The sequence below is a fragment of the Idiomarina sp. HB genome (assembly GCF_048059115.1).
In the GTDB taxonomy this organism is placed as follows: domain Bacteria; phylum Pseudomonadota; class Gammaproteobacteria; order Enterobacterales; family Alteromonadaceae; genus Idiomarina; species Idiomarina abyssalis.
This window is the reverse complement of sequence record NZ_JAYLVU010000002.1, coordinates 523,828-547,626: the sequence shown is the minus strand read 5'-3', so window position 1 is coordinate 547,626 and position 23,799 is coordinate 523,828. Positions and strand designations below refer to the sequence as shown.

Here is a 23,799-nt window from a genome sequence, read left to right as displayed (position 1 = left end):
CGGGAAAATCATTATATAAAGCTAACTAAGATTTTTTATTTGTTATAGCTAAGCGTCGTATGAAAACTATCAATAAAGATAAAAGTGCCCCCAAAAAAGTTCCAATAATACAGATCAAAGCTCGAGATGGGGCATCTTTTTGCTCAGGAACTACAGCTGGATCTAAAACTTGAAAAATATACTCCGGTCGAGCATTTGCTAGCATGATAGTTTGAGTTTGCTGCTCTATTAGCTTATAAAACACCTGTTGCATACTGTTTAAGTTGGTAGCTGCTAACTCTTTTTCTAGATAAGCCATGCTGCGCTTGGCCTCATTAATATCACGACTACGCATGTGATTGTTAACGTCTTCAATAAGCCAATCGACCCATTCTTTAGCAACATCAGGAGAACGATGGTATACCGCTAAATTAATCAATCCTGTAGCAGAATTATCCTTTTCAACACTAAGCATATTATTTTGGAAAATCCTTACGTACTCCCAGCTGCTAGGCGCAGGATCTTTAGAGGGAGCAACTTCTCTCACCCATTCATTCGTTTTCGGGTTATAGACTTCTTCATTATAAATTAGCTCACCACTTTGTTGATCCCATTTTCTTACCGCCATTACTTTTGGTAAAACATCATGTTTCTCAACAAAGTTTTTAATGAATTGCCGAGACTGCAATATTTCCATTGCCATTGTCACTTTATCAACCTGCTGCTTACCCATACTAATGCCTGCCAAACTTGCCAAGCCGCCAAGTTCTTCACCAAACCCCTGGCCTTGCGCCTCTTCGGTTGGCGCTAATGTCGCCTCGGCTTTATAAATATTTGGTAAGCTTAACGAATAAAATACAGACGCCACTGCAAATACAAAGGTAATGGCAATAATCCACCACTTTCCTTCCCAGATAATGCCAAACAATTCGCGCAAGTCTATTTCATCTTCTTGCGAGTGAGGTGGCACATAGTAATTCGGCGGGTATTGTCCTGGCCCGTAAGGCACCGAGGACTGCTGATTATTATTCGAGCTTTGATTATCTTGTGTCATGTTTTTTCTTATCTAATCGTTGTTTGGCTAATCATTATTAAAAATATCGCGCGTATACACCTTCGCTTGCACGTCTTTTAAGTCATCGGCCAGCCGGTTACTGAGTATAATTTCCGACGCAGCTTTAAATTCTGTCAAGTTATTAATAACCCGCGAGTTATAGAAGCGTTCTTCTTTTAGCTCAGGTTCGTAAACCACAACTTCTATGCCTTTAGCTTTAATGCGCTTCATAACACCTTGAATGGCCGATGCCCTGAAGTTATCTGACCCCGACTTCATGACCAAACGGTACACACCCACTACTTTAGGTTGTTTTTCTATAATTTGCTCAGCAATGAAGTCCTTACGGGTACGGTTGGCATCCACAATCGATTTAATCATGGTTTGTGGTACGTCGTCGTAGTTAGCAAGGAGTTGCTTGGTGTCTTTTGGCAGGCAATAGCCACCGTAACCAAAACTGGGGTTGTTGTAATGCGAACCGATGCGCGGATCCAAACACACACCTTCAATAATTTGCTTGGTGTCTAAACCGTGCACTTCTGCGTAGGTGTCCAGTTCATTAAAATAAGCCACGCGCATGGCCAGATAAGTATTGGCGAACAGCTTAATGGCTTCGGCTTCAGTACTGTCGGTAAAGAGTGTTTCAATGTCTTGCTTTTCTGCGCCTTGCTTAAGCAAATTGGCAAAAGTTTCTGCGCGCTCTGAACGCTCACCGACAATAATGCGTGACGGATGCAGGTTGTCGTATAAAGCTTTGCCTTCGCGCAGGAATTCTGGCGAAAATAGAATGTTCTTGGTGCCGAACTTTTCTTTTAGCGACTGCGTATACCCAACCGGAATGGTCGATTTAATAACCATAACGGCATTAGGGTTCGCTTCCATAACCTGGCTTATTACGCTTTCAACGGTTTTGGTGTTGAAGTAATTAGTTTGCGGGTCGTAGTCGGTGGGGGTGGCGATAACCACAAACTCGGCACTTTGGTAGGCAGAATGTGCGTCGGTGGTTGCAGTGAGGTTAAGGGGCTTTTCCTGTAAAAAGTGCTGAATTTCTTTGTCGACAATAGGTGACTGTTTATTATTAATTTTTTTAATTCTTTCGTCGTCTATATCTACGGCGACAACACTATTTTTTTGTGCAAGGAGAACCGCATTGGATAAACCTACGTATCCTGTACCTGCTACTGCAATTTTCATTAGCTTTTAACCCTAAATGCAACGATTGGGCACGCTACCGCCCGTGAGTGTGCGGTTCCCACAGACCGATGGTGCTGCTGTTTTTGTTGTAATTTATGCTTCACTAAATTTAGATCAAGCGCGTATGATACCGCATGCAGCCCTTGGCCTACAAAGGCTTTATTGCAAAGTTTTGACGATATTTTAAGCGGTTGGTTCCTTTTGTTTTTCACCCTTTTGTCCTATGGCGGTTTCTCGCTCGTTTATGTAATCTCAATTTGTGGCCTGGCATTTACGTCAGGAACAGTATCTCACCTGACATAAATGTCAGGCTACAGGTATTAGGCAGGCACAGAAAATAGCAACACAAGGAACCAAAAACATGGATGTAATTCACCACGGCGCTTTTGAAGGGGTTACCGGCTCGTGCCACGAGCTTTTGTTAGACAGTAACCACTCACTGTTAATTGACTGCGGTTTGTTTCAGGGGGCTGAAACCTCGGGCTCGCGTGCCGACGCCAGCGCCCAGGAAATAGACTTTGATATCAGCAAGGTACAGGCATTGGTAGTAACCCACTGCCACATTGACCACGTAGGTCGCATACCATGGTTACTCATTGCGGGTTTCAACGGTCCTATTTATTGCACCAAAGCTACAGCGCTGTTACTACCGCTGGTTATTGAAGACGCCTTAAAAATAGGCTTAACCCGTAACGCTGAAATTATCGACGCGGTAATTGCCCGGCTGCGGCGCCAGCTAAACCCTGTTGCTTATCATCAATGGCTTGAATTGCCCGCCGAATTTGCTGCAGAGACTTTTAAACTGCGCTTTCGTCAGGCTGGCCATATTCTCGGTTCTTCTTATGTTGAAATTGAAAATGTGAAGACTCACTACCGTGTTGTGTTCTCTGGTGACTTAGGTTGTAAAAACACGCCTCTGCTTCCCGACCCTACGCCACTAGAGCGTGCGGACTTTCTGTTGCTGGAAAGTACCTACGGCGACAAAAACCATGAATCCCGCGCTGACCGTGCGCAGCGGTTAAAATCGGTAGTTGAGCGCTGTGTTGAAAATAAAGGCACCATTTTAATTCCGGCCTTTAGTATTGGCCGTACGCAGGAGCTTTTATATGAGCTGGAAGATATTATCCACCAGGCGCGTGAAGAAGAAGCGAAAACCGGCACGAAAAATCCTGTCTGGCATAAAATGACGGTAATTCTCGATTCCCCTCTGGCAGCGCAGTTTACTAAGCAGTACCGCGCAATGAAGGATTTATGGGACGAGGACGCCCACAAACGCCTAGATGAAGACCGCCACCCGCTTAATTTTGACCGCCTGCTGACTGTGGATGAGCACAGCGAACACGAGCGCATAGTGAACTACCTGCAAAGCAGTGGTGACCCCTGCATTGTCATTGCTGCCAGTGGTATGTGTACCGGCGGGCGTATGCTCAACTATTTAAAAGCCTTACTGCCCGACCCGCGCACCGATGTGCTGTTTGTGGGGTATCAGGCGGCCGGTACGCCGGGGCGTGACATTCAGACTTACGGCCCTAAAGGCGGCTATGTAGAATTAGACCATCAGCGCATTTGGATTAAAGCGGGCATTTATACCTTAGGCGGCTACTCCGCTCACGCCGACCAACAAGAGCTGCTGGACTTTATTGACGCCACCGAAGAACCGGTAAAGCGTATACGGTTAATTCATGGGGAGCCCGATGCGCGTGCGGCATTGGCAGCAAAGATAAAAGAGCGATACGGGGATGTGATCACGCCCACTTAATTGGCTGCCGACCATGCTCCTGCAGATAATCGTTGGCTTTACGAAAATGGTTGGCGTCGAAAAAGCCGCGGTGCGCTGACAACGGCGACGGGTGTGGTGCCGTTAGTATGCAATGCTTGTTGCCGTCTATTAAGGGGATTTTCTTTTGTGCGTGCGAGCCCCACAGTAAAAAGACCACATGCTCGGTGGCCTCAGACACTTTGCTAATAACGGTATCGGTAAAGGCTTCCCAGCCCCAACTGGCGTGACTGTGTGCTTTGCCCTGCTCTACGGTCAGTACGGTATTCAGCAGCAACACACCCTGCTCTGCCCAGCTGGTTAAATCACCGTGTTTTGGCAGTACGGTGTCGGGGTAGTCCATAGCTATGGCTTTGAACATATTGCGCAGCGAGGGCGGAAACTTAACGCCTTCGGGCACTGAAAAGCTTAACCCATGCGCCTGCCCGGGGCCGTGGTATGGGTCCTGCCCTAAAATAACCACTTTAATGTTTTCGGGCTCGGTCAGCTTCAGTGCGTTGAATACATCTTCTTTTGGTGGGTACACCACGCTTTGCTGACGCGCCTGTTCAACGCGCTGCCACAGTTCTTGAAAGTAGGGCTTTTGTTTTTCTTCGGCTAGGAGATCGCTCCAGGGCATATGGATGTTTCCGTTGTTATTGTTTTTGTATGATAAAACGATATGATCCTGATTCTCAACTAAAGATGCGCAAGGTTACCCATGTCTGAGCAAAGTCAGTTACCTAAAGTCAGTGTTTATTTAATTACGTTAAACGAAGGTCGCCACCTGGATGAAGTATTGGCCAGTGTAAAAGGCGCTGATGAAATTGTGCTGGTGGATTCGGGCTCAACCGATGACACACTCAGCATTGCCGAAAAGCACGGTGCCCGCATTATTCATCAGGACTGGTTAGGTTACGCCAGACAAAAGGCTTTTGCTTTGGAGCAGTGCCGTAACGACTGGGTAATTAACCTGGACGGCGATGAAGTATTGCCGGAAGGCGCTTTTGAGCAAATACAGCAGCGTATTGCCAAAGGCGATATTAATGGCATTTACCTGGCGCACGACGACATTTTTATGGGGCACTCACTGCCTTACCATCGGCATCACCGTTTCCGCAGGGTGTATCGTAAGTCGAAGTCGCAGTGGAATACGTCCACCAAAGTGCATGAGCACATTGAGGTAGAGCCGCCACTAGCACACTTGCCTATTGACGTTAAACACTACGGTTATGATTCGGCTCATGGTTATATGGACAAGCTGAACAAATACTCGTTGCTAAAGGCTAAGCAACGGGAAGAGCGCGGCAGGCACTGCAGCCTGGCGCGCGTGCTGCTGATATTCCCGCTGATGTTCATTAAGTTTTACTTTATTCGCCGCATGTTTTTAGCCGGATGGCGCGGCTTTATTAAAGCCAACATCGACGCGTTTCATTTTTTCCTGACCGAAGCCAAGCTATATGAACGCGCTTACCGACGTAAGCGCGGCGACGATGTTGAGAAGTCAGAGCATTAGCCCCTAACGATATTTATCAAACCAATGCAGGATATAAGCAACTTTGTTCATTAAGTTGCTGGGCCGCGCGTAAATACCGTGGCCTGAATCCTGAATGCGCACCATAGCGGTGTCCACGCCTTCCAGTTTCAGTGCCTGATAATACTGCTCGGTTTCTGACATGGGTGTTCTGTAGTCGTTTTCACCGGTCAGCAGCATGGTTGGCGTAGTCACATTACCCACGTAGCTAATAGGCGAATACTTCATGTAATGTTCCAGGTTGTCCCATGGCATGCCCGGGAACCAGTACTGATAGAAGAAGTTGTACATATCAGCCGTTAACACAAAGCTGTACCAGTTAATCACCGGCTTAGCCACAACCGCAGCTTTAAAACGGTCGGTATGACCGACTATCCAGGCGGTTAACACACCACCACCACTACCACCGGTGACAAACAGCTCGTCTTCGTTAATAAAGCCTTTGTCGATAACCGCGTCTACGCCGTCCATTAAGTCGTTGTAGTCGTGGCTTGGGTAGTTATGGTGAATTTCATTAGCAAAGTCGGAACCGTAGCTGGTGCTGCCGCGCGGGTTGGTGTACAGCACCACGTAGCCTGCCGCCGCAAATAACTGAATTTCAGCAGCAAAACGCGGACCATAATTGGTATGCGGGCCACCGTGAATTTCCAGCATTAACGGGTACTCTTTGTCTTTGTCGAAGCCCGGCGGGTAAGCAATCCAGCCTTGTAAGTCGATACCGTCAACACTGGATTTGTAGTTAATCTCTTCGACTTTGGCTAATTGTTTGTGGCCTAAGGCGTCTTCGTTCAAACGCGTTAGCTTCTGAACGTCACCGCTGTCCCATAACGCCAGCTCTGCCGGACGCATGGGGTTAGAGATGGTAAAGGCAATGCGATCACCCTTGGCAACGCTGAAGTCACCACCGCCGTATGGCCGACTGTACGACAATCCACCAACGCGGTCGGTCAGGTTCTTGTATTCGCCGTTTAAGTTGGTACGTGCCAGCTGGCCAACGCCATTGTTGTCGTAGGTGAAATAGATGCCTTGGCTGTCGGTATCCCAGGAAAACCCGGTAACGCTGCGGTCTAAATCGTCAGCCAGTACTTGCACATTTGAACCGTCCAACGCCATGACATAGAGTTTAGCTGCCTGAAAGCTCATTTTGGTGTCGTCGTAACCGGTAAAAGCAATTTTTTCGCCGTCTGGCGACACTTTTGGCGAGCTGTCCGGGCCATTACGGTCGGTAACCGCTGAAATTTCTTTACTGCTTAAGGTCAGACGGTAAATTTCACTGTTAACAGGCTGGCGAAAAGCGTCGTCGCGACGGTTCGCCGAAAAGAAAATGTGCTTGCTGTCGGGTGACCAGGCCAGCTGACCGCCATGGTTGAATTCGTCGTCGGTTAGCTGACGTGGCGAACCACCGGTTGCGGGCATAACATAAATTTGCTGATGACCGTCTTTTGCGTAGCCACCGCCGTCGAAGCGGTAATTGTCTTTGTCGACGTACTTAGGCGCTTCGGTCCAGTTAGCTCCTTCGGGTTTGCCCGGTAAGCTGACCGGAGCCGGCTTTGATTTTGGTGTGAACATGGAAAAAGCAATTTGGCTGCCATCGGGTGACCAGCTAAGGTTCGACGGCGCTTGTGTCAGCTGCGTTACTGCCGCACTGTCGCCAGAGTCTACCCAGTAGATATGCACCTGCGGTGAACCGGTTTCAGTAGAGACATAAGCTAAGCGATCACCATTTGGTGACCACACCGGCTGGCTTTCGCTGCCCTGCTCACCGGTTAACGGACGAATATCGCCGTCGGGCAGGCTGGCCCATAAACGCCCTACTTTACGGTCGTTGTTAATGTCCATGGACTGACGCACAAACACGGTCCATTCACCGCTGGGGTGAATAGTCGGCGAAGATGCGTATTCCAGCGTGAATACGTCTTCTAATTCAAACTTTTCCTGGGCTGCTACTGTGCCTGACAAGGCCAGTGCGGCTGCCGCAATTATCCATTTTTTCATTGTTGTTCCCCCGGAAAATAAAAAACCGCCTCGGTAGAGACGGTTTTATCGTGATTCACGGTGTGAATCAATGTATTAGAACGCGTAAGAGAAGCTGACTGACGCATAGTCACGGTCAGTGGTCGCATCGTAGTCACCGCCGGTGAAGGTGGTGTAACCCAGGCTCACTTTGTAAGTAGACAGGTAGTCCGCTACTAAGTTAACGCCCAGCGACTTACGGTCTTCAATAAAGTTGCTGTTTGGTGAGTAACCATTAACGTCGTGGTTAAACTGAACCACAGGCGTTAAACCCCAGCCCTGCCAAATGTCTTTGTATTCAAACTGGAAGCGGGTACGGTAGCCCCACGAGTTTGAAGTGACAAAGCCGTCGCAGTTCATGTCGGCCGGTGCACCAGTGTCTTCTGCACTTAAGCACTTACCATAAAGTGGCAAACGACCGTAGCGTTGTTCGTTCAGACCCGGTAAGTCATGTACTTGGTTAGTGGCAATTTCACCCACAAAGGTCATGCGGTCAGAACCCCACAGACGGTCAACAAAGCGCACAAAACTTACCTGCGCCTGACTAACGTCCATACGGTCGTAGCCGTGAGCTAACTCACCCAGTTCAGAGTTGTTAACACGGTCAGCAAAGGTGCTTGGCACGTTTGGACGCAAACCAGCGGTTAAAATTTCGGTGGTGTTAATTTGTACCGGCACACCGTCGCGGTAGCTGTACTCACCACCAACAGACCAAAGGCCTAAATTAGTGCTGAAGCTTAAACCGATGACACTGGTGTCTTCTGGGTATTCAATAACCAGACGAGGTCCGTCTACCGGATAGCCGTTAGGCGTTGACCAGGTATAGCCAAGTTGCTGACCCGCTGCGCCTGCCGCTTGCTGGAATGGACGCGGGTCCACTGTCCAGTTGTACGCCGAAATAATTGGCGTGTTGTTGTGCAGGTTCAGGTAGTAAACACCAAATTCTGTGTCTAAGTCCATTGAGTAGTAACGCAGGTTAGCACCCCATTGGCCGCTGTCTGAAGCTTCCAGCGTAGGGTTGCTGCCAATATAAGCGCCTGCTTGTACTGACTCGAAGTCACTTAGGTAGCTGTCTGGGTCACCTGGTACTAACTGTGGGTTCAGTGTGACTTTACCGCAGCCAGGGCCGCCGATGATATCGACACTTGAGAAATAAGTACCACAGCCGTCCAGTTTAGTGTTGTCCCACTCGTACTGGTAGAAAGCTTCTAAGTTTAAGGTATTGGTTAAGCCAATGCTGGTGCTCAACATGCCGACAGGTAACAGAGCTTCTTTAATTTCTGCGCCCGGACGACGTGCCGCGTTTACATCCAGCGGGTTAATGTCGTTAATACCGTTGAAAACGAAGGTACTTTCACCCCAGCTTAATACCTGGCGTCCTAAACGAACGCTGGCTGGCATATCGCCTAAGTCAAAGTTGGCGTAGACAAAGGCATCCAGTAATTCAACGCCTTTACCTTGAGAGTAGTCGTCGAATACGCTGTCGTTCAGTTTGGTGTCCGGGTAGTAGTTGTTACCCGGGTGACCGTGCGCCATGTTCTCTTCAGAAACGACGTGATCGTACCAATAGTTGAAACGAATAAAGGCACCGTGGCTTCCGCCATCAATGCTTAAATCGTGTACGCCTTTGACTACGGATGATACTAAATCACCTTTATCAAAGTTCAGGTTACCGTCGTCACCCACGCTTGACTGTGCCGTTCCGCCCTGGCGGTTGCCCGGATGCATCAGGTGGTTAGCCTGATCTTCCATACGCCATGCAGCGCCGTAAGACAGAATAGAGTCGAATTTAATTTCGTAATCGCCGACTTCGAAGTCAGCAGCCTGGCCTGATGCCGCAAAGCTCAGTGCAATGGCCGTAGCCAGAGGAAGTTTTTTTAGCATAGTTGTTCTTCTTTTCATTGTGAGCCACCTAATCCTTTAAACTTGTTTGGCGGTTATGTCTGAATCATGTCCGATGAGTTAAAAATATGCAAGTGTATGAACACGAAAATATAACAAGTTGTTGGAAAAAATGCGGGAAAATGTCGCTACTGACGCTAAAAATGGAGCGCCAGCAGCGAATCTAGAATGTTACAAAGACTCAGCAAATATTACAGTTTGCTGTTTAATTCAGGTAATACGTCGAACAAATCGGCCACTAAACCGTAGTCCGCCACCTGGAAGATTGGGGCTTCTTCGTCTTTGTTGATGGCAACAATGACTTTAGAGTCTTTCATACCGGCTAAGTGCTGGATAGCACCACTAATGCCGACCGCAATATAAAGCTGCGGAGCAACAATTTTACCGGTTTGACCCACCTGCATGTCGTTTGGTACGAAACCAGCGTCTACCGCGGCGCGTGATGCACCCACTGCAGCGCCCAGTTTGTCAGCTACGTCTTCCAGCAGGTGGAAGTTTTCGCCGTTCTGCATACCACGACCACCAGAAATAACGATTTCTGCTGAGGTCAGGTCAGGACGTTCAGACTCTGCCAGTTGTTCTTCAACAAACTCCGATTTGTCGTTGTTAAATACGGAGTCGATGTTTTCAACTTCGCCGCTACCGCCTTCTTCTGCGACAGCATCGAACGCTGTTGCACGAACGGTAATGACTTTAATTTTGTCTTCTGACTGCACAGTGGCAATGGCGTTACCTGCATAGATAGGACGCTTAAAGGTGTCGTCGCTTTCTACCGAGATAATGTCAGATACCTGTGCCACGTCTAACAACGCAGCAACGCGTGGCATGAAGTTTTTGCCGGTGGTTGTGGCCGGAGCCAGAATGTGGCTGTAGTTTTTGCCTAAGTCAGCAACCAGTTCACTGATGTTTTCAGCCAGCTGATGCTCGTAAGCTTCGTTATCTGCCAGCATGACTTTTTTCACGCCGTCGGCTTTTGCCACATTCTCAGCAACGGTTGAGCACCCTTTACCGGCAACCAGTACCTCGATGTCGCCACCGATTTTCTGTGCAGCGGCTAACGTTTTCAGCGTTGAAGGGTCAACCGCGTTATTGTCGTGTTCTGCTACCACTAAGATGCTCATAATACTTTCGCCTCGTTTTTCAGTTTGTCGACCAGCTCATCTACGTCAGCTACTTTCACGCCAGCGCTACGTTCCGCAGGCGTTTCAACTTTCAGCAGCTTAATAGTGCGCTTAACTTCCACACCCAGTTCGTCCGGGCTTGTGGTTTCCAGCGGCTTACGCTTGGCTTTCATGATGTTTGGCAGCGACGCGTAACGCGGTTCGTTCAGACGCAGGTCGGTAGTGACAATAGCCGGCAGGTTCAATTTAACGGTTTGCAGACCACCGTCAATTTCACGGGTGACGTTCACAAAGCCGTCGCCTACTTCCACTTTAGACGCGAAAGTACCCTGTGGCATACCGGTTAAGGCACCCAGCATCTGGCCAGTTTGGTTGTTGTCTGAGTCGATAGACTGTTTACCCAGAATAACCATGTCCGGCCCTTCTTTCTCTACCACACCTTTTAGAATTTTGGCGGCAGATAAAGAGTCCGGCATGTCGTCGGTTTCAACCTGAATAGCACGGTCTGCACCTAATGCCAGCGCAGTACGTAACTGCTCCTGTACCGCTTTAGGGCCAATAGAAACTACAACGACTTCGTCTGCTGTGCCGGCTTCTTTTAAGCGTACAGCTTCTTCTACGGCAATTTCGCAGAATGGGTTAAGTGCCATTTTGACGTTCGCCAAATCGACATCGGACTGATCTGGTTTAACACGCACCTTGACGTTGTAGTCAATGACGCGCTTAACCGCGACAAGTATCTTCATGTTGTCTTCCTTTTTCTGGAATGTTCTGAATGTTGGTCTTTATTGTGCTGTCATTATCCTAGACTGGCGTCGATCTCACAAGTTATGGGAGAATAAAACTCTATTGCCGTAAGGGAGAGTTTACATGACCAGCTGGGAACAGCTTTTTCGTCACTTAGTTCAACAAGCCAAAAGTCTACCAGAATATCCGGCAGAATGTCGTGATGACGATCATCTGGTGGGTGGCTGCGAGGCAAAGGTGTGGCTGTGGCTGGATACTTCTGACGTGGAGGCGGTAGTGATTCGCTTTGATTCTGAGTCTCGCATTGTGCGCGGGCTACTGGCACTACTGCAACAACGGCTGGACGGCTGCTCAGTAGCGGAAATAGCTGCCTTTGACATTGACGCCTTTTACCGCGCCGAAGGCCTGGACAACGCCCTAAGCCCCTCGCGCAGCAACGGCCTGTATCAGGTCGCCAAAACCCTGAAGCTAAGGGTTATTGAGGCGTGAGTGAGCGCTGAGGTTATAGGAGCTACTGCGGAGGACGCCCGTGAATACATCCCTGTAGGGCTTGGGCAGCGCCATCCTTGGCGCTGCACACCTCCGCAGTAGTTCCCATAACCATCGGGCGCGCTAATCGCCAAACTACACTTTTTTCAGCAAAACAGCGGTGGCTTGCATTGCAAAGCTACAGGTAACAACCATGGCGGCGCCAAAGCCGGAGCTGCAGTCCATGCGCATGGAGCCGGAGCCTGGTTTTTGAAGTGTGACTTCACCTTCCAGCTCACCGGAAATAACCGGGTAGCGCAATTGCTCTTCAGAATACACGCAGTCGACGCCCCATTTACGCTTGGGGTTCTTGGAAAAGCCGTAGTCGCGACGCAGTTGTGAGCGGACTTTCGCCAGTAGCGGGTCCTGCTTGGCTTTGGCTAAGTCACCGACGCGGATCATGCCCGGGTCTATTTGCCCACCAGCACCGCCGCACACCACCAGGCGTAGCTTGCGCCGTTTACACCAGGCCACTAGCGCAGCCTTGGTGTTCACACTATCTATGGCGTCCAGCACCGCATCGGCGCCGGTTAAATACTCTTCGAAGTTCTCGGGCAATAAAAAGTCATCAATAACCTTAACTTCGCAGTTTGGGTTAATGCTTTTCACCCGTTGAGCCAGCACCTCAGTTTTGAGCTGGCCAATGGTGTCATCGGTAGCCGGTAACTGACGGTTGATATTGGTGGTACAGACATCGTCTAAGTCAATGAGTGTGAGCTTGCCAATGCCGGTGCGCGCCAGTGCTTCCACCGCCCAGGAGCCAACGCCGCCAAGCCCGGCGATCACTATGTGTAACTGCTGAAAATGGTTAAGCGTTTGTTGTCCGTAAACACGGCTCACACCACCAAAACGCGGATCGGGGACTTCACTCATGACTGGGTTGTTCACTCACATCGTAGATAATAATGCCCACCTGATGAACTTCACCACGCGGGTTCTTAAGCGGAATTAGGGTCACGTTTTGATACATCCATTCGCTCTGCCCACTTATGGGCCGGCTATGGCGAAAACGAAACACGTAAGGACGTTGCTGCCAGGTAATAAACACCCGCGAGTTTAATTGCCGCACGCGGTCTATTTTACGCTGGAACCAGGCTTGGTCGATCCCCGGACAACAGCGGAATAAATTCTTGTCGCGCACTTCGCTGGGCCGCAGACCGCTGTGGTTCTGCATAAACTCATTCCACATCTGGATGTTGTTGTCGTTATCGACCACCACAATGCCCACATCAATGGCGCCCAGAATGCTCAGCTTGCTGTGCAGCTCGTCCATATCGTCTATCATTGGTCATCCTCTTCGCTTTGCAGCCAATGCGCCAGCTGCTGGTCGAGAATTTTCACAGCGTCCGCCGGGAACAGCAGTAAAAGGTCAAACGCCAGCTTATGTTCCGGCAACTGATAGCCAATTTCTATGGCCAGAATTTTCTGCCAGCGTTTTTCACCATGCTTCAGTAATTCTTGCATGGGCTGGTTCTCACCGAGTAATACCGGCTGCGACGCCGCAAACTCCACGTGCAACTGCTGACCCAAACCGTTCAAACAGGCAGAGGATAAAATAGACGCCACGTCCATTAACGACTCAATGCGTTGCTGCTTCACCGAGCCGCTTTCGCCCAGTTTTGCACCTAACAGCTTACCAATGTCGTCAATAGCCGCCTCATTAAAGAGCGTTAGGGCCTCACCTAAAATACCGCTGCCGGAAAACCCCTGACTCACCGCCGCCACTTGCTGTTTGGCGTCGATGGACTCTATGGCCATGTGCAGTTCTGAAGGCGCAATGAAGTTAACGTTAGGCACCGGTAGTTCAATAAAGGTGTCCAGCACCCGGGCTAAGTGATCGCCCGCCTGACCCATGGCAACGTTTGAAACCTCGCGGTATACATCGAGCGGGTTAGACGGCGCCTGAGTTTGTTGGTCGGCAACTTTAAGCTGACCACCGGCCGGCTGGTAAAGGCCGAACTGCTGCAACAGGGTTTGCACGTCTTCGGCTTTCATCGGCTTTTTCACAAAGGCCATGGCACCTAATGACTGCACGCGCTTTTGCGCCTCAGGCTGTATGTCACCCGACACCACAATAACCAGAGTTTCTAACTGCTCGTCTTTGATGGCCTGCAGAGTTTCGTAGCCGTCTTTTACCGGCATATTCAAATCCAGAAACAGGATTTCAGCACGCCCTTCACGCACACAAGTAAGCGCTTGCTCACCTTGCTCTGCCTGGTGCACCTCAGCGTCCCAGTCATCCGGCAGCGTGCGCAATAGCTGTTTCCGCGCCATTTTCGAGTCATCGCACAGGGTGACTTTTAGCGTCATAGATTGAAATTCCCGGCCTTTAAAAACATGCCCCTAGTTTAACCTATGGTGCAGTCTGACGCCATGTATGTGAACCTCAGACTACAGCAGTTTGATTCCGAAAAAGATCGATAAACAATAAAATTACGGTAGATTGATTCCGATTTATAAGCTATTCTTACCAAATTACAGCAACAAACTGCCGGATATTAATGAAAAACGTAACACTTCAACTATTTAACGAAGGAAAATGGTGGGACACTGCCAACATCAGCTTTGCCGGTGAACAGATGGCAAGTGGTGTTACTTTAGCTTATCTTCCACAATACATTAAGGACGTGCGCAGCTACGGCATGACAGACTGCTGGGCTTGTAGTGTTAACGCCCCCGTCACGATGACACCGATCGATTACGAAAGCTGGCCTGCATTACTTGACGATTTGCTGCCGGTAGGGAAGTCTCGGGACTGGTGGCTTAATTACCTCAATGTCAGTAGACGTAGCGAGTTTGAGCAGAATTATGCGTTACTGACCCACGCCTGTATGTCCCCCATTGGTAACCTGCGTATTAAAGAAGCCACTTCGCAACTGAACGCTCATAACACGCAGCGCTTTTCCATTAATGATGTTGCACAGTTACAACACGGTTTTCTGGAGTACGCAAATGAACAGGGGACTGCAGTAGGCGGTGCTACGGGGGCCGGTGGTGTTGCTCCCAAACTGCTGCTTATGGTTGAAAATAATGAGGTTTATATTGATGGTGACTTTGCCGGTAAACGGCTTTCTGCAACACCCTACCTGACCAAGTTTGCCCGGAATACTCGCTCTGCCAGAGACAATAATATTCTCCGCGCGGAAGGTGTCTTTTATCAGGTGCTGAGCAAGATACTGGAAGGTACCAGCATTGAGACAATTAATGTGTCTGGCATGATGACGCTGGAGCATGAATCTCAAGTAAGCCTTTGGCTTCCACGGTTTGACGTTCAAGTTGACAACTCAATAGCAACCAGGGTTGGCGTTGAAAGTATCTATTCGATGATTAATGCGGGACCCGGCAGTTACCAGGATCACTTTTTTGTCATGGAGAACATCTGGAATAAGATAAAAACCACCACCCAGATGTCGAGCCAGGAGTTTGCTAAACAGTATCTGGCAAGAGATTTATTGAATTTAGCTTTCGGAAATTCAGACAACCACGGGCGTAATATCTCATTTTTAAAATTAGAGGGTGATATTCAATTTGCCCCTATTTACGACTTTGCGCCGATGAAAGCCGACCCTGAAATGGTAACCCGTTTATTTAAGTGGGGAAAAGATTGTGAAGAAGGCGGCATAGTTCGCTTTGATAACGTGGTTAAAGAGCTTACAGAGTATTGCAAACCTGATGAGTTGATGGCGTTCCTGAACAGCTTAGCGGAAAAGTTAATTGGTGTTCCTGTTTTATTAGAGCAGCATGGTTGTCCTCGCGAAATACTGGAGTTCCCTGCCATTGGTTTTAACAACCTTGAAAGTAAATTAGCAAATTTCGGTGTACACAATGGATAATTTATCAATAGAAGAGCGCAGAGCGATAATAAAAGATATAGAAGAGGCATTGGCTAGTGGCGATATCTCTCTCGGAGCTGCAATTAAGAGAATCAGAACGGAATTATATGGGATGAATCAGGCTCATTACGCAAAATTTCTTGGGGTGGCCGATAGAACATTGCGCGACATTGAAAAAGGCAAGACCGATCCGCGTTTATCTATCGTTGAAAAACTGCTTGCTCCCGCCGGACTTCGGCTCAGTGCCAAGGCTGTTAACCATAAGCTGTAGCCTGATGCCATTGCATCAGGTACGATATAAAACATTACGCACAACACAATTTTATATAAAAAATGAAACAATACTTAGAGCTGTGCCAACGCATTGTCGACGAAGGTGTTTGGGTTAAAAACGAACGTACAGGCATTAACTGCCTAACGGTTATAAACGCCGACTTAGAGTACGACGTTGCCAACAACCAATTCCCACTCATTACCACCCGAAAGAGCTATTACAAGTCAGCTATTGCTGAGCTTTTGGGCTATTTGCGTGGCTACGACAGCGCGGCTCAGTTTCGCGATATTGGCTGCAAAACCTGGGACGCCAATGCCAATGAAAACCAGGCATGGCTGAATAACCCTAACCGCCAAGGCGAAGATGACATGGGTCGCGTTTACGGAGTACAGGGACGTTCATGGCAAAAACCGGACGGCAGCCACTTAGATCAGTTGAAAAAAGTAGTTAATAACCTGTCAAAAGGCATTGATGACCGCGGTGAAATAGTGACCTTCTATAACCCCGGCGAATTTGAATTGGGTTGTTTGCGCCCGTGCATGCATACCCACAACTTTTCGCTGTTAGGCGACACGCTTTACCTAACCTCATACCAACGCAGTTGCGATGTACCGCTGGGGCTTAACTTTAACCAAATTCAGTGCTTTGTTCTGCTGGCTTTGGTGGCACAGATTACCGGGCACAAGCCGGGCAAGGCGTATCACAAGATAGTGAACGCTCACATTTATGAAAACCAGTTGGAACTCATGCGCGACGTTCAGCTTAAGCGCGAGCCTTTTCCGTCGCCTCAGTTACACATTAACCCTGAAATTAAGTCTCTTGAAGATATTGAAACCTGGGTCAGCAAAGACGACTTCACCGTCAGTGGCTATCAGTGCCACGAACCAATAAAGTACCCATTTGCGGTATAACCCAATTAAGAGATTAGAACAGAGCTGGGGCTGATAAACGGCTGTTGGGGCGCATGTAAGCGTTATGAGTGTTGAGGGGCGCTATGTCAGAGTGTCGAAGGCCATGGATGGCCTTCGTCAAGCGTTCATGGATGAACTTGCAGCGTCTCTGGCATAGCGCCCCTTAACGCTCAAGCGAAACATCTGACCCAACAGCCGTGTCCCCAAGCCCCGTTTTAAGCGCGGGGCTTGGCACGAGCCATCAGAATGATACCCAGAATGATCATTGGCAGGGTCAGCCATTGGCCCATAGACATACCCAGAGACAGCAGGCCTAAGTGAGCGTCGGGTTCGCGGAAGAATTCGACAATAAAACGTGCAACTCCGTAGCCTAGCAGGAATAAGCCACTTACTGCACCAACGCCGCGCGGTTTGCGCTGAAACCAGATAATAACGGCAAACAACAGCAACCCTTCTAACAAGGCTTCGTATAACTGCGACGGATGCCGCGGTACCGGACCGCCGCTGGGGAAGTACATTGCCCACGGCACTTCGGCGGCACGGCCCCAGAGCTCGCCGTTAATAAAGTTACCAATGCGTCCGAAGAACAGCCCCATAGGCACTAATGGAGCGACAAAGTCGCCCACCTGCAGGAACGAACGTTGTTTTTTGCGGGCATAAAGGTACATAGCGGCAATAACACCCAGTAAACCGCCGTGGAAGGACATGCCGCCTTCGTGTATGTAAAACAGGTACAATGGGTTATCAACAAAGCGTTCGAACTGATAAAAGAATGTATAACCGACACGGCCGCCCACAATAACGCCAATAAAGCCCCAGAACAGCAAGTCACTGAATTGTTCTTTGCTCCAGTTTGGGTCTTTTTCGGTTTGACGCATGCCCCAGAAATAGGCAAAGGCAAAAGCGGCTAAGTACGCCAGGCCGTACCAGCGAATGTCGATAAACCCAATACTGAAAATAACAGGATCAATGGCGGGAAACTGCCAATAGTCATTTGACGGCACTGCGTGTACTCCCTGCTTTATGGTTAATTAAAAATAAGTTGTATGGCAACCAGAATAAGAAAGGCTGCAAATACGCGCTGCAGCTGTTTTACCGGTAATTTGTGCGCCAGTTTAGCACCCAGCGGAGCGAATAACACCGAGGCTACGGAAATGCCTACCCAGGCCGGTATGTTGATTAACCCAAAGGCACCGGTTTCACGGCCTGACAACCAGCCGTTTAAAATAAACATAACCACCGAGCTGCAGCCTATGATAAAACTGCCCAGCGATGAAATGGCAATAGCCTGGCGTACCGGTAGCCGCATACGGCTTAAAAAGGGCACGGTAAGCGCGCCGCCACCAATACCCACCAAGCCAGAAATGGTACCAATAATGTAACTGCCTAAAGCCACTAAACGCTTAGATACCGAGGTTAATGGCTCGCCGGTTTTCTGCGGAAACAGCATACGAATGGCCAGCGCAATTAATACAATGGAGAAAATGCGCTTTAACCAGTCGGGGTCAATAATGGTCACCAAAAACGCGCCGGTCATAGCGCCTAAAGATAACCCCGGAAGCACCCGAATAAGCCAGAAGTTTTCCATTAACCCGTGCTTTGCATGAGCGCGGGAAGCACTGGCAGTTGTCATACAAATGGTTGCCAGACTGGTAGCAATGGCGCTGGGCACAACAAGCTCGGGCGGTACACCAATAAGCGGCAGCAAGTAAATAAGCAGTGGCACAATGATTAAACCGCCACCAATGCCGAGCATACCGGCTAACAAGCCAGCGACTGCGCCACCGCCAATACACCAGAGCCAGGTCGTCAGTAGCATAGTTATTTACCCGCCCTGACAAAGCCGCCAAGTCCGATGCTTTCCATCTTGTCGGCTATCATTTTACGAATTTGGTCCGGATTACGCGCCTGTAATGCTTTTGCCAGCATGACATTCAGCGTGCTGGAGCGCACATTGCGCAAGATCCAGCGTACCCGATCCACGTTGTAACTGTTCATACTGAGCTGCCGGTAGCCCATAGCAACCAGCAGTAGCGCCCCCCCCGGGTCACCGGCCAGTTCGCCGCAGACACTTACGGGCTTGCCAATTTCTTCGCAGCGCCGGGCTATTTCATCCAGGCTGGCTAATACCGCCGGATGATACGCGTCATAAAGGTTAGCAACCCGACGGTTGTTTCTATCCACTGCCAGCAAGTACTGGGTTAAGTCGTTGCTGCCTACTGAGAAAAAGTCGACTTTACTGGCCATGGCCGGTAACTGATAAATAGCCGCCGGCACTTCTATCATGACGCCCAACTGCGGTTGGAACAGATTGACGCCCACTTCGCAGCCTTGCTCCTCGGCCACTTCAAAATACGCCTGCTTGATAAGCCGTGAGGCTTCGTCCACTTCGCTGGTACTGGTTATCATGGGCAGTAATATGCGCAAATTGCTTTTGCCGATACTGGCGCGCAGCATGGCACGAATTTGAATCAGGAAAATTTCCGGATGGTCCAGCGTTAACCGTATGCCACGCCAGCCCAGAAAAGGGTTATCCTCTTTTAGCGGAAAGTAAGGCAACGGCTTGTCGCCGCCCACATCCAATGTGCGCATAACCACCGGCTGGTCAGGAAACTGCTCCAGCACTTCCTGATACATTTCGGTTTGCTCGTCCTCGGTGGGCAGCTGGTCTCGCATCATGAACGGTATCTCAGAGCGATACAGGCCTACACCGTCTATATTCAGCGTTTTTAAGTAGTCGTGGGTAACGTCCAGCCCCAGGTTCAGGTGCAGACTAATGCGCTGGCCGTCCTGAGTTTCCGCCGGTAAGTGACTGTGCTCGGCAACAATGTCGCGCAACTCTTGTTCTTCTTCCGCCAGCTGATGGAACTCGGCTAAAACTTGCGCTGGTGGATCAATATAAATTTCACCGGTGTAGCCGTCTACCGCCAGCAGTTTGTCGGAGAAAAAGTGCAGCTCTATGTCATCAACGCCCAGCACTGCAGGAATGTTCATGCTACGCGCCATAATAGCGGCGTGCGAGTTACTGGAACCGTTTAACGAAATAATGCCGGCAATTTGCTCGCGTGGCAGCTCCGCCAACATGGACGCCGTGACTTCGTCCGCCACCAAAATGAAACTGTCCGGCAGGGGTTTACGTCTGCGTTGTCGGTTTTGCAGGTGCATCAGCACCCGTTGGCCTATGTCGCGTACGTCGGTTGCGCGCTCCTGCAGGTAAGAGTCTTCTAACGCCTCGAACTGCGCCACAAACTGTTCAACCACGTATTTTAATGCGGTTTGCGCGCGCCAGCCTTCTTTGATCATGTTTTCAACGGCGTCGCCCATACTGGCGGCGTCTAACATGCCCTGATACACATCGAATATGGCCAGGGTGTCGTCCGGCACTTGCCCGGCCATACGCATGGACAATTCTTTTAAGTCGGCACGGGTACGGGCTACGGCCTGGCGAAACTTACGAATTTCATGAATGGGTTTGTCCGAACGACGCGGCGTTACTTCGTCTAGCCTTGCTTCGGGTCGTGAGACATAAGCCTCGCCCACAGCAACACCTGCTGAGCCGGGCAGACCACGCAGACTGTGTATCCAGGGTGAGTGTTCACTGACCAGTAAACCTTTGGCGTCGGCGTGGGCGATAACTGCGGCCAGCTGAGCCGCCAGGGTAACAATGAAAGCTTCTTCTTCGCGGCTGAAGCTGCGGGCCACACTTTGATGAACCACAACAATACCCAGCACTTTACGGCGGTGGATAATGGGCGCGGCTAACAAGCCCCGGTAAATGCTTTCGTTGGTGTCGCTGAGTTTTTTGTTGGCGGGATGATTGCTGGCATCGGCAATGTTCAGGGGCTCTTCCCGTTGCGCCGCTAAACTGATGATACCTTCACCAAAGTCGACCCGAACAGGCTTGCCGTCTTCAGCGCGCAGACCGTCGCTGGCGGCCATAACAAACTGCTTTTGGTCGTTGTCGGCCAAAAACACACTGCAACTGTCGGTTTCTAAGGCTTCGCGCACCTGCCCCACCATGGTGTTTAACGCCATGCTGAAATCAGGTGCTTTGTTTACGCCCTCTACTATCCTTTGCAGTGTGACCAGCATCATGTTTATCGTTTGCGCCTGTGCTGACGCCCTCCCGAAGCACGAAATGGCATAGCGTGTGAGGCAAACTCTTTCATCACCCGACGATAAACATCGCGCTTGAAGGATACGACCTGCCGCACCGGATACCAATAACTGACCCAGCGCCAGCCATCAAATTCAGGATGACCTGAATGTAAAACATCTACGTCTTCTTCACGACATTTTAGTCGTAACAAAAACCACTTTTGCTTTTGTCCAACACACATGGGCCGTTGTTCACGTCGAATCAAGCGCTTTGGTAAGCGATAACGCAACCATTGACGGCTGGTGTACAGAATTTCAACCTGCTCCGGCTTTAACCCGACCTCTTCATAGAGTTCGCGGTACATTGCCTGCTCAGGGGTCTCGCCTTCATGAATTCCGCCTTGCGGAAACTGCCAGCTCTGCTGGTTGATTCGACGAGCCCAAAATACCTGCCCATGCCCGTTACAGATGACGATTCCTACGTTTGCCCGGAATCCTTCTGCATCTATCACGCGAGCATCCTCAATTATTCTCTGTTACAGTGGATTCTTCCATAAAGCCCGGTTGCGGGCAAATGCTGATTCACTATTTACGAAGAATTAAGTCATGACCCACAAGCCACAACGCCCTCAATCTATCGACGAACTGTTCCAGCGCGCCGCCGCTTTAGCCGGCCGTTCTTTTGCTGAACTGGCTGCAGAAACCGGGTTACAGGTACCTAAAGATTTGCGCCGCGACAAAGGCTGGGTTGGGCAACTGTTAGAGCTGCAACTGGGTGCTACTGCGGGCTCTAAGCCGACACAGGACTTCCCCGAACTTGGTGTGGAGCTCAAAACCCTGCCGGTAACCCCCGAAGGTGAGCCTTTAGAAACTACCTTTGTATGCACGGCTCCGCTGGTGAATATTCAGGGCGTCCAATGGGCCACTTCTAACGTACGAAATAAATTACAACAGGTGTTGTGGCTGCCCATTGATGGCCGCCGGGAGGTTCCTTTGGCGGAACGCGTGGTGGGCAGTGCTTTTTTATGGATACCCAGCGCCGGGGAAGAAGCCCTGCTGCGCAACGACTGGGAAGAGCACATGGACCGTATTGCGCTGGGACAGGTTGAGAGTATTACCGCGCGCCAGGGTGAAGCCATGCAAATTCGCCCTAAAGCGGCAGACGGTTCAGCGCTGACCGAGGCTATTGGCCCGGAGGGGACTATCATTGAAGTACGCCCCCGGGGTTTTTATTTGAAAAAAGAGTTCACCCGCAGAATATTGCAGCGGATGTTTGCATAAACAATGACGTAGCCTGACATTGATGTCAGGTGAGATGATCGTCAGCTTAGGAGGAACTATGCAATTTGATGTCAGCCCTCAGGCCCGACGCAACGCCCTGACTTTTTGTGGCTTAGCGCTTTTACTCTTTGCCTTGCTGGTATTTTTACATCTGATCCGCAACGACATTCCGGTTGGTTTATCGGTGGTATTGGGAGCGGCGTCCGGCATTCTGATGCTGCTGGGCATCGGCAAATTGATAGAACCGCCGGTGTCGTTGGTCATAACCCCCGAGGGCATTCGCTATTTGCACCGCCGTGGCCAGTGGGAGATCCGCTGGGAAAACATTATTCGCTATGACGTACCAAGGGTGAACCGGGTTATGGAGCTAGAAGACGCGCCATTTATTGGCTTTCGGCTTTACCACGTAGAGGAAGTTCTGGACGACATTTCACCCCGCTTAGCCTCTGCCCTGCTGTTTGAACAACGCCAGTTACTGACCATGGCGCTGCGGCACCAGGCTCCGGACCGGGAAGACTACACGCCTTACTTCGATATTCCGGACAGCTACATAAGCCCCGGCGGCAAGGTTTACAAAGGGCTTATTGGCGTATTTGGTAAACGCATGGAACAAATGCGGGAGCTGCTTGGCTACGACTTATACGTAAGCTCTGCGGCGCTGGACCGCGACATTTACGACTTTAAAGCGCATTTGCAGAAGTTACAGGCGAGCCGAAACGGTGATACGGATGCGTAATTACGGGAAATTAACGTCCTGAATAGCTTCCAGCATAGGCTTTTGAAAGTAATACCCCTGCATTAAAGTAATGCCGTTGTCGCGCAGGTATTTGTATTCGTCGTCGGTTTCAATGCCCTCGGCAATAAGCTGAATGCCAAGCTCTTCACCAATTTGTTGAATAGAGCGAACCAGGGTTTGTTTGACTTTATTCTGGCAAATATCACGAATCAGTTTCATGTCAATTTTCAGAATGTCGGGCTGAAAGTCGGCTAACAAATTCAGTCCGGCATAACCGGCACCAAAGTCGTCAATGGCTGTCTTGAAACCTTCTTTGCGGTAAGCTTCAAATACTTCAACTAAAAACTGCTGGCTGACTACTTGCTCCTGCTCAGTGACCTCAAAAATGATGTTATTACGATCAAAGTTGGTTCTCGTCGCCGTTTCCAGGGTTTTTGCCAGACAGGTTTCGGGCTCGTAAATGGCATTGGGCATAAAGTTAATGCTTAAATTACCCGGCAATTTAATGCGCGAAGCCGTTTCAATAGCTTTCACCCGACAACTTTGGTCAAAAGTGTATTTATTGTCTTCAGTCACTTGCCCCAGTATGCGGCCTGCGCCTTCACCATTTTCGCCACGTACCAAAGCCTCGTAAGCGAACACCGTTTTACTGGAGATGTCTACAATTGGCTGAAACGCCATTTTAATGCCAAACCCAAGAGGTTTGCGGCAGTTACAGGTTGGGCAAGCAGACATAGACTATCCTCAAAGAAGTTGTATAGCTCATACCGGACTAAAGTATCAGGTTTGAGAAAAAACGTAAAAACTGGGACTATCGATCAATAAAAATTGCGTTTTT

Annotated in this window: 23 protein-coding genes; 8 read left to right on the top strand and 15 right to left on the bottom strand. The window is 49.6% G+C overall.

Features of this window, described 5'->3' with window-relative positions:
- Positions 1–25: 25 nt before the first annotated feature.
- Positions 26–1,033 carry a Wzz/FepE/Etk N-terminal domain-containing protein gene (locus VBY75_RS08410; RefSeq protein ID WP_416511983.1) on the bottom strand — a complete coding sequence of 336 codons (1,008 nt, stop codon included), beginning with the start codon at positions 1,031–1,033 and terminating at the stop codon, positions 26–28.
- A 27-nt stretch (positions 1,034–1,060) separates the two neighbouring features.
- Complete coding sequence (locus VBY75_RS08405; RefSeq protein ID WP_416511981.1) at positions 1,061–2,227, bottom strand: nucleotide sugar dehydrogenase; 1,167 nt, start codon at positions 2,225–2,227, stop codon at positions 1,061–1,063.
- Between the two features lie 361 nt (positions 2,228–2,588).
- Here VBY75_RS08405 and VBY75_RS08400 point away from each other — a divergent pair, with 361 nt between their 5' ends.
- Positions 2,589–3,986 (top strand): MBL fold metallo-hydrolase RNA specificity domain-containing protein, encoded by a 1,398-nt coding sequence (locus VBY75_RS08400; RefSeq protein WP_416511979.1) that lies wholly within the window; start codon positions 2,589–2,591, stop codon positions 3,984–3,986.
- On the opposite strand, the gene ung is transcribed toward VBY75_RS08400, so the two are convergent.
- Positions 3,973–4,623 (bottom strand): uracil-DNA glycosylase, encoded by a 651-nt coding sequence (gene ung, locus VBY75_RS08395; RefSeq protein ID WP_416511977.1) that lies wholly within the window; start codon positions 4,621–4,623, stop codon positions 3,973–3,975. The genes VBY75_RS08400 and ung overlap by 14 nt on opposite strands.
- Positions 4,624–4,704: 81 nt before the next feature.
- Between ung and VBY75_RS08390 the strand changes: the two genes are divergently transcribed.
- Complete coding sequence (locus VBY75_RS08390; protein ID WP_271331887.1) at positions 4,705–5,499, top strand: glycosyltransferase family 2 protein; 795 nt, start codon at positions 4,705–4,707, stop codon at positions 5,497–5,499.
- 3 nt (positions 5,500–5,502) lie between these two features.
- Here VBY75_RS08390 and VBY75_RS08385 read toward each other — a convergent pair whose 3' ends face one another.
- The 4 genes from VBY75_RS08385 to VBY75_RS08370 all read right to left on the bottom strand — a co-directional run bounded on the left by VBY75_RS08385 (position 5,503) and on the right by VBY75_RS08370 (position 11,299).
- Positions 5,503–7,512 (bottom strand): S9 family peptidase, encoded by a 2,010-nt coding sequence (locus tag VBY75_RS08385; protein WP_416511974.1) that lies wholly within the window; start codon positions 7,510–7,512, stop codon positions 5,503–5,505.
- Positions 7,513–7,587: 75 nt separating this feature from the next.
- Entirely contained in the window at positions 7,588–9,432 is a 1,845-nt protein-coding gene (locus tag VBY75_RS08380; protein ID WP_416511972.1) for a DUF1302 domain-containing protein, read from the bottom strand.
- Between the two features lie 191 nt (positions 9,433–9,623).
- The gene (locus VBY75_RS08375; RefSeq protein WP_222236509.1) at positions 9,624–10,553 is read right to left on the bottom strand and encodes an electron transfer flavoprotein subunit alpha/FixB family protein; all 930 of its coding nucleotides are present in this window, start codon (positions 10,551–10,553) and stop codon (positions 9,624–9,626) included.
- The gene (locus VBY75_RS08370; RefSeq protein ID WP_053954537.1) at positions 10,550–11,299 is read right to left on the bottom strand and encodes an electron transfer flavoprotein subunit beta/FixA family protein; all 750 of its coding nucleotides are present in this window, start codon (positions 11,297–11,299) and stop codon (positions 10,550–10,552) included. Before VBY75_RS08370 ends, VBY75_RS08375 begins: the two co-directional genes overlap by 4 nt.
- 124 nt (positions 11,300–11,423) lie before the next feature.
- Between VBY75_RS08370 and VBY75_RS08365 the strand changes: the two genes are divergently transcribed.
- The gene (locus VBY75_RS08365) at positions 11,424–11,789 is read left to right on the top strand and encodes a SufE family protein (protein WP_054491151.1); all 366 of its coding nucleotides are present in this window, start codon (positions 11,424–11,426) and stop codon (positions 11,787–11,789) included.
- A gap of 135 nt (positions 11,790–11,924) precedes the next feature.
- Here the strand turns inward: VBY75_RS08365 and tcdA are convergent, their stop codons facing one another.
- From tcdA to VBY75_RS08350, 3 genes are read right to left on the bottom strand one after another with little or no spacing between them, the layout of a single operon-like run.
- Positions 11,925–12,701, bottom strand: a complete 777-nt coding sequence (gene tcdA, locus VBY75_RS08360; protein WP_416511969.1) for a tRNA cyclic N6-threonylcarbamoyladenosine(37) synthase TcdA — start codon at positions 12,699–12,701, stop codon at positions 11,925–11,927.
- Positions 12,694–13,113 carry a PAS domain-containing protein gene (locus VBY75_RS08355; RefSeq protein WP_088768828.1) on the bottom strand — a complete coding sequence of 140 codons (420 nt, stop codon included), beginning with the start codon at positions 13,111–13,113 and terminating at the stop codon, positions 12,694–12,696. The genes tcdA and VBY75_RS08355 overlap by 8 nt, the downstream gene beginning before the upstream one ends.
- The gene (locus VBY75_RS08350; RefSeq protein ID WP_416511966.1) at positions 13,110–14,138 is read right to left on the bottom strand and encodes a response regulator; all 1,029 of its coding nucleotides are present in this window, start codon (positions 14,136–14,138) and stop codon (positions 13,110–13,112) included. Before VBY75_RS08350 ends, VBY75_RS08355 begins: the two co-directional genes overlap by 4 nt.
- 191 nt (positions 14,139–14,329) lie before the next feature.
- Here VBY75_RS08350 and VBY75_RS08345 point away from each other — a divergent pair, with 191 nt between their 5' ends.
- From VBY75_RS08345 to VBY75_RS08335, 3 genes are all read left to right on the top strand, one after another.
- Complete coding sequence (locus VBY75_RS08345; protein WP_416511964.1) at positions 14,330–15,661, top strand: HipA domain-containing protein; 1,332 nt, start codon at positions 14,330–14,332, stop codon at positions 15,659–15,661.
- Entirely contained in the window at positions 15,654–15,932 is a 279-nt protein-coding gene (locus VBY75_RS08340) for a helix-turn-helix transcriptional regulator (RefSeq protein ID WP_287817851.1), read from the top strand. Before VBY75_RS08345 ends, VBY75_RS08340 begins: the two co-directional genes overlap by 8 nt.
- A gap of 62 nt (positions 15,933–15,994) precedes the next feature.
- A complete protein-coding gene (locus tag VBY75_RS08335; RefSeq protein WP_222236497.1) occupies positions 15,995–16,846 on the top strand; it encodes a thymidylate synthase in 852 nt (283 codons plus the stop codon).
- 215 nt (positions 16,847–17,061) lie between these two features.
- Here VBY75_RS08335 and lgt read toward each other — a convergent pair whose 3' ends face one another.
- The 4 genes from lgt to rppH are packed head-to-tail and all read right to left on the bottom strand — an operon-like array spanning position 17,062 to position 21,456.
- Positions 17,062–17,850, bottom strand: a complete 789-nt coding sequence (gene lgt, locus VBY75_RS08330; protein ID WP_416511961.1) for a prolipoprotein diacylglyceryl transferase — start codon at positions 17,848–17,850, stop codon at positions 17,062–17,064.
- Positions 17,851–17,873: 23 nt separating this feature from the next.
- Positions 17,874–18,665: a sulfite exporter TauE/SafE family protein gene (locus VBY75_RS08325; RefSeq protein ID WP_199493649.1), complete on the bottom strand. Its 792-nt coding sequence runs from the start codon at positions 18,663–18,665 to the stop codon at positions 17,874–17,876.
- Positions 18,666–18,667: 2 nt separating this feature from the next.
- Positions 18,668–20,938, bottom strand: a complete 2,271-nt coding sequence (gene ptsP / locus VBY75_RS08320) for a phosphoenolpyruvate--protein phosphotransferase (RefSeq protein WP_054491182.1) — start codon at positions 20,936–20,938, stop codon at positions 18,668–18,670.
- Between the two features lie 5 nt (positions 20,939–20,943).
- Positions 20,944–21,456 carry an RNA pyrophosphohydrolase gene (gene rppH, locus VBY75_RS08315; protein WP_054491160.1) on the bottom strand — a complete coding sequence of 171 codons (513 nt, stop codon included), beginning with the start codon at positions 21,454–21,456 and terminating at the stop codon, positions 20,944–20,946.
- Between the two features lie 94 nt (positions 21,457–21,550).
- Between rppH and mutH the strand changes: the two genes are divergently transcribed.
- Both mutH and VBY75_RS08305 read left to right on the top strand, forming a co-directional pair.
- Positions 21,551–22,225: a DNA mismatch repair endonuclease MutH gene (gene mutH / locus VBY75_RS08310; RefSeq protein WP_416511958.1), complete on the top strand. Its 675-nt coding sequence runs from the start codon at positions 21,551–21,553 to the stop codon at positions 22,223–22,225.
- A gap of 58 nt (positions 22,226–22,283) precedes the next feature.
- Complete coding sequence (locus VBY75_RS08305) at positions 22,284–22,961, top strand: DUF2982 domain-containing protein (protein WP_224797882.1); 678 nt, start codon at positions 22,284–22,286, stop codon at positions 22,959–22,961.
- Here the strand turns inward: VBY75_RS08305 and VBY75_RS08300 are convergent, their stop codons facing one another.
- Complete coding sequence (locus VBY75_RS08300) at positions 22,962–23,696, bottom strand: EAL domain-containing protein (RefSeq protein WP_271331878.1); 735 nt, start codon at positions 23,694–23,696, stop codon at positions 22,962–22,964. It lies immediately after the preceding gene.
- Positions 23,697–23,799: the final 103 nt, after the last annotated feature.